The following is a 5,795-nucleotide window of genomic DNA, read 5'->3' as shown; positions in this document are numbered from 1 at the left end:
TTTAGCGTGGATGGCCGTTAACTTCCTGTCGCACATTGGAAAATACAAATTGTTCAGCAAAGGCAAATGGCCGGTAGCGCTGTTTCATATTGCTTTTGTAATTATAATACTAGGTGCAGGTGTTACACGCTTCACGAGCAATGAAGGGTTGATCCATATCCGTGAAAATAGTGAGGAAAGCACCTTCTATACAGGCGAACGATACCTGCAGGCAAGAGCCATTGATCATGAAAAAAACCATCATTTTGAAAAAGAATTGGCCATGACTGCTAAAACCTTTGATCCTGTTGAAACGGATGTTGTTTTGGCTGGTAAAAGCTTTCGGTTGAAGGTCGTGGATTTTATTCCTGCAGGTAAAGAAAGCTTTGTGAAAGGCGATGAAACCTTTGTGTCACTGGCTGCCACGGCAGGTGAGGGCAGGGAAGACCTGCTTTTAAAAGAGGGGCAGAGAACGATACTGAACGATCTTATTATTGAAGTGAACAAGGAAAGTGATGCTGATGTACGCATCTTTAAAGAAGCCGGGCAGTGGATGATTTTGTCAGACAGGCATTTGCAAATCATGGAAATGACCACACAGCAAATGGGTGTATTGCATAAGGATGATACGAAGCCGGTAAAATATATGACGCTATACCAGTGGGATGGGGGCGCGTTTATGATTAAATCCATTGAAGAAAAAGCGGCTCTGGAATACACCACTGAGACAGATGAAAAGCTGGCAGAAAACATGTCTGATGTCGCTCATTTGGTGGTAGAAGACGCAGAAGGCAACAAGCTGGATGAGGCTTTTATCCATGTAGTAGATTTAAAGCCTACCTGGAGCCTGTTTGACTATGGAGGCCAGAAGTTTGCCGTTACTTATGGCCCAAAAGCCCTCAGTCTGCCTTTCAAATTATACCTGAAAGATTTTCAACTCAAAAGATACCCCGGCAGCAGCAGTCCGTCGAGCTATGCCAGTGAAGTGGTAGTGCGAGACGGGGATGTCCGGTTGCCTTTTCGCATTTATATGAACAACGTGCTTGATTATGGTGGTTACCGGTTTTATCAGGCATCTTATGATACTGATGAGGCGGGGACTGTGCTTTCTATCAACCAGGACAAGCCTGGCACTTACATTACCTACTTAGGATATTTATTGCTCGCAGCAGGGATGCTGCTAACGTTATTCGCCAGGGGAAGCCGTTTTTCTATACTTAACAGAAAGCTTGATAAGATGCAAGTGCAAGCTACTCAGAAAGAAACGGAAGGTGCAGAGATGCCAACTCCTTTATACCTGAAAACTACCCTTACCTTAACACTGGTTTTCTTATCAGTCTTTAGCCTGCGGGCATTAAGTCCTGTAATAGCCACCTCGCTGGTGCCAAAAGAGAAAGCTGATGAATACGGGAAGCTCATAGTACAGGATATTGATGGCCGGATGAAACCGCTGAATACGCTGGCCAATGAAATAGTGCGAAAACTAAGTGGTAAGAGTTATATGCCTGTTCCTGTTAAAGACGCCGTAATGGAACTGACGCCGGAACAATTTTTATTAGCCGTTCAACTCGACCCGGCTACCTATGGTAACCTGCCGCTGATAAAAATAGACAGGGAAAAATCACATGAAGTATTTGAAGTCCTGGGAGTAGAACCGGCAGATCGTTTAAGTTTTCGCCAGTTTATCAACGAGGATGGGGAATATTTGCTGCAAGATCTCGTAGAAAAAGCCAATCAGTTAAAACCCTCGGAGCGTAATGATGCCCATAACGAATTATTGAAAACAGATGAACGATTCAACGTATTTTATGGCTTGCTCTCGGGAGATTTTTTGCGGCTATTCCCATTAAGAGGTGATGAAAACAACACCTGGTTTACCAAAAACCAGTTTAATAAAGGATTTAATGAAGAAGATGGTCGTTTCGTGAAAAACATACTTCCCTTATACCTCCAAAACGTTGACAAAGCCATAAAGGAAGGAGACTGGAATGGTGCCAATGAGGCTTTAGGCTATATGCATTTGTACCAAAAAAAGGCAGGAGAAGAAGTGTATCCTTCTGAGAGGCTAATAGAGGCGGAATTACTTTATAACCGGCTGAACCTAGGGAACCGCTTATTTGGCCCTTTTTGGTTACTTGGTGTCATGATGCTGGTATGTGCAATTTTATTTCTGTTTTATAACACACGAGCCCTGCGTATTGGATGGAAAGCAGGAGCAATCCTGGCCTGGACAGGTTTTCTGGTTTTTACCTTTCACCTGGGCCTGAGGTGGTATATTGCGAAGCATCCCCCATGGTCAGATGGCTTCGAAATGCTGGTTTTTGTGGCCTGGGGTGTATTGTTGTTTGGTCTGCTATTTTCGGGAAAATCACGCTTTACACTGCCTTTGGGATTATTATTTTCCGGCACCCTGCTTTTTGTGGGTTTTCTGGACTGGCTCAACCCTGAGATCACCAACCTTATGCCGGTATTACACTCTTACTGGTTAAAAATCCATGTAGCCATAATCGTAAGCGGATACGCCCCCCTGGCATTGGCAGCAATCCTCGGGCTTCTAAGCTTAATGCTTATTATATTTAAACCTGCCAGCCCCAGGTCGCAATGGTGGCGTAGCATGAAAGAACTGACTATTGTTAATGAAATGTCGATAACCGTTGGGCTATTTTTGCTGACTGTAGGGACCTTTCTTGGTGGGGTGTGGGCCAATGAAAGCTGGGGCAGATATTGGGCCTGGGACCCGAAAGAAACCTGGGCATTAATTTCTATTATTGTCTATGCCATTGTTTTGCACCTGCGGCTCATCCCTAAGCTAAAAGATAATTTAATTTATAACCTTGCCAGCCTATGGGCATTTTCGAGCATTATCATGACCTCCTTTGGTGTTAATTACTATCTCTCGGGCCTGCACTCCTATGCCAAAGGCGATGCAGTGCCCATACCCGCCTGGGTGTACTGGTGTGTTGCTATTTTATTGGTGATTTCAATTGCTTCCATGTTAAGGTACCGGAATATGAATAACAGTGAGAAACAAAAAATTGTGGCCTAACTATGGATGTAGAGCAACATTTAAAATGATGAGTACGTTATCAGCCACTAGATGTAGTAAGTTTCTACCACTCTGTATTTAAAAGAAATGTCAGCAAAAATATCTCCCAGACTAAGGGAAATTGTAGAAGCGTTGCCGCTGAAGCCAGGCATGAGAGTGCTGGAAATAGGGTGCGGACCGGGAGTAGCTGCGCGTGAAATCATAAATACTATTGATGATATTTATGTACTTGCCATTGATCGCTCCGGAAAAGCCATAGAGCAGGCCATCAAAAATTCACCCAAAGAAATAGAAACAGGACGCCTGCAATATCTGCAAGTGGCCATTGAAGATTTCTCGCTTGAGCCAAATGAGCCACTGTTTGACATGGCGCTTGCTATAAGGGTAGGAGCACTCGATGGAAGGCACCCCAAGACCGGAGATATCGCTTTTCCACGAATAGCAAAAGCTTTGGCAAAAGGTGGAAAACTCTTTATTGATGGAGGAAATCCACTCAGAGAGGTGTCACTGGATCAATTCAGGTAGGTAATAATTTTAAACAGTACATTCAATGTCATTCCATTCCCTAAATTAAAAGGTTCTTCCAAATCGAAAAAACAGCGCCGAACTTTCACTGTTTAGTTGCTTTTTTGAAAAATCACTATAAATGATGATTCATGCCGCCCGCTCAATGCCTATTTTTGACGGCATGGACACTGACCTACACGAAATTATCATTGAGCAGGACGGAATTAACCATGTAAAAGTGCTAAAACCCGCCTCCAGCAATTCCAAACGGCTAATCTGGAGCTTTTCACTACATGGAGACAATGAGCCTATCATTTTTAAGGAGTTTTACACGGCCTCAAAGTTTGCGATCATCAACTGGAATGGCTGGCTCCGGGCTTATGATCTGGATGCGCAGGAAAAGATTTATGAAACCCAACTGGAAGGTTCTGTCGATACGCGCGCTGTATTCTCACCTGATAAGGCTATGCTGTATGTGGCCTATAATAAAGATTACAATCCAATGCTGGCCTCTTTTCCCTTGGCAGATCTTTCAAAAGGTACTGTCAGTGAACTACCGGAAAAACTTTACTCCGGTCACCTGCAAATGAGGGGAGATGGCCGCTTGCTCATGTATTTTAATGAAGAAGAGTATATCTCTGGTGAAGAAAAATGGACGCACGGTTATGTGGTTTATGATCCGGGTACATCACAGCCTGAACGCTATGAAATGCCATATGCCCAGAGAGATTCATTTGAAGCAAAGGAGCCGGCTATCCATGCCGGTAAGAACATCGGGGTTATGCCGTATTGGGGAGATCTTGAAATAGAAAAGAGCGAAATGGGAGGCCCCCGCTTTATTTATAAGATAATGGTATTTGACCTTAGTACTTTTAATGTTCTTCGAATAATACCTGTCCGTGCCTTTTCCACTTCCCAGTTGGCTTGTTATGAATCCGAATGCGATGAAATGGCAGAAATATTCCAGGAACGACCCTCTGAAAGCGGATATGATGAAGCCTTTGTATCTTTTTGCAATGAACTTTACTCCATCGTGTTTGACAAATATGACGATGCCGTATGGTTATGCTGGAGAGGCGGCATTGTGCGCAAAGTGGGATTAGATGGAAGCATATCCCCATTGCTGATAACTACTGCCGTTCAGGGTGAAGCAAACCAGGAGTTCGCCTTTTTTCACGCTTTTATTAAGCATATAGAGGATGACTTTCTTATTTTGGAAGAAGGTAAAAAATATAAAATGCCCCTCGCCGATGTAGACCTGACTTCCGGAGAGGAGTACATTCCTGTTACTTTATCGGTGCTTGATGAAGAAATAATTACAAGTGATCCTGCGACTGAAGAACAGTTCCAGGCCGAAAAGGGCAAAGTAGTGATCGTCGTTGATGACCTAAACCAGGCGGAGAGCCTGCTTCATGCCCTGGATCAAATGGCCACATTAACCGAAGACATACCGGCATTAGGCTATGGTGATAAGCTGGCATTTTTGATAAAGGATACCATAGGGTTAACCATGGATGATCGTCAGTTTTTCAAAAAAGCACTACCCATCCCAGGCGCACCGGAAAAAATAAAAAAAGTTGTAGATAACTTCATCAGGTACGAAAGGGCAGGTCGCCTATACATCGACAGTGAAGAAACAGCGCTCTGCTATGCCGTCTATGAGCTGGCAAGTAGCAGCCCGGCATATATCGAAACCGCACTGCGCTACCTGTCTGTAATTGATGAAGACCATGATGTGTTCAACACGGAAACACTAATTCCCACGCTTATGGAGGTCTACAAAGGCACAGAGCATGAAGCCGTAATACGTGAGGGAATATTAAAAGTCTCCAATGGTTGGTGGGCAGAGGGGGTGTAAATTTAAAAGGTAAAGAGAGACCTCCAAGGTTTTCAAAACCTTGGAGGTCTGAGGGCTGTTATCTAAATTGCAGGCAATTCCTTAAAATAACTTTTCTATGTTCGATGGTGCTGACTTTCCCAAATCACTTGATGAGGAGCTTTTTAATACCTGGCTGGAAAATGGCCGGGAGAGTAGCCTTAGCTACCATTACATGCTGATCATTTGGGACGAATTTGAGGCACATTACCAACCCGTCTATGTCGAGAGCCGCGACGAGCTCAATGACTATGCAAAGCAAAAAGTTTTGAACAGCAGAGAATCCTTCGTGGCAGCATATGACTTGTATTCTGAGTCCAGGGTTGTTTGAGTGGCCAGGAGTCGGTATTCGGTCATCGGTATAATGGTCAAAGAATTGGGATTTTA

At 43.9% G+C, this 5,795-nt stretch carries 4 protein-coding genes; all 4 read left to right on the top strand.

The genetic code is table 11. The features are described 5' to 3' along the window. Positions 1 to 3,025, top strand: a 3,025-nt coding sequence (locus E1163_RS10570) for a cytochrome c biogenesis protein (protein WP_155171447.1), incomplete at its 5' end; no start/stop codon positions are given. An 87-nt stretch (positions 3,026 to 3,112) separates the two neighbouring features. Then, positions 3,113 to 3,550: a class I SAM-dependent methyltransferase gene (locus E1163_RS10565; RefSeq protein ID WP_155171435.1), complete on the top strand. Its 438-nt coding sequence runs from the start codon at positions 3,113 to 3,115 to the stop codon at positions 3,548 to 3,550. Positions 3,551 to 3,671: 121 nt separating this feature from the next. Beyond that, the gene (locus E1163_RS10560) at positions 3,672 to 5,390 is read left to right on the top strand and encodes a hypothetical protein (RefSeq protein ID WP_155171433.1); all 1,719 of its coding nucleotides are present in this window, start codon (positions 3,672 to 3,674) and stop codon (positions 5,388 to 5,390) included. Between the two features lie 97 nt (positions 5,391 to 5,487). Then, on the top strand, positions 5,488 to 5,739 hold the full coding sequence (locus tag E1163_RS10555) for a hypothetical protein (RefSeq protein ID WP_155171431.1): 252 nt from the start codon (positions 5,488 to 5,490) through the stop codon (positions 5,737 to 5,739). Positions 5,740 to 5,795 lie beyond the last annotated feature (56 nt).

Origin of the sequence: Fulvivirga kasyanovii (assembly GCF_009711405.1) — a bacterium.
Taxonomy (GTDB): domain Bacteria; phylum Bacteroidota; class Bacteroidia; order Cytophagales; family Cyclobacteriaceae; genus Fulvivirga; species Fulvivirga kasyanovii.
The sequence above is the reverse complement of the archived record's forward strand: the minus strand, read 5'-3'. Positions and strand labels throughout refer to the sequence as shown.

Bases quoted from the DNA above. Each gene is read 5' to 3' on its own strand.
- E1163_RS10565 (WP_155171435.1), top strand. From the start codon at position 3,113: ATGTCAGCAAAAATATCTCCCAGACTAAGGGAAATTGTAGAAGCGTTG.
- E1163_RS10560 (WP_155171433.1), top strand. From the start codon at position 3,672: ATGATGATTCATGCCGCCCGCTCAATGCCTATTTTTGACGGCATGGAC.
- E1163_RS10555 (WP_155171431.1), top strand. From the start codon at position 5,488: ATGTTCGATGGTGCTGACTTTCCCAAATCACTTGATGAGGAGCTTTTT.